The organism is Achromobacter sp. Marseille-Q0513 (assembly GCF_018195695.1).
In the GTDB taxonomy this organism is placed as follows: domain Bacteria; phylum Pseudomonadota; class Gammaproteobacteria; order Burkholderiales; family Burkholderiaceae_B; genus Achromobacter.
In genome coordinates, this window is sequence record NZ_JAGTJY010000528.1 from 1 (window position 1) to 444 (window position 444).

The 444-nt window shown below is 78.2% G+C and carries 1 pseudogene; it reads left to right on the plus strand.

The window, feature by feature from the left end:
* Nucleotides 1-40 precede the first annotated feature (40 nt).
* Nucleotides 41-444: pseudogene (locus tag KDH83_RS31615) on the plus strand (2-C-methyl-D-erythritol 4-phosphate cytidylyltransferase); the annotation flags it as partial.

Here is a 444-nt window from a genome sequence, read left to right on the forward strand (position 1 = left end):
GAAGCGGACATCAGGCGGAAGATTATAAAATCTTCGCACCATGTCTGACTCAATCATCGCCATCGTGCCCGCCGCGGGCGTCGGCGCCCGCGCCAGCCGGCCCGGGCAGGACGCCGTGCCCAAGCAATACCGTCCGCTGGGCGGCCAGCCCATGCTGCGGCTGGCGGGCAGCGCCCTGCTCGCCGACGCGCGCCTCGCCACGGTGCGCGTGGCGGGGGCGCCCGGCGACGGCTGGGTCGACGACGCGCTCACGGGGCTGCCGCGCACCGTATGGCGCGCCTGCGGCGGCGCCACGCGCGCCGATCGGCGCGCTGGCCGACAGCGGCGCGGCCGACGATACCTGGGTGCTGGTGCATGACGCGGCCCGGCCCGGGCCGCCGGCCGGGGCGCCGGCACGGCCGGTCGACGCCTGCCCGGGAGCGCCGGTGGGCGGCCCGCCGGCCC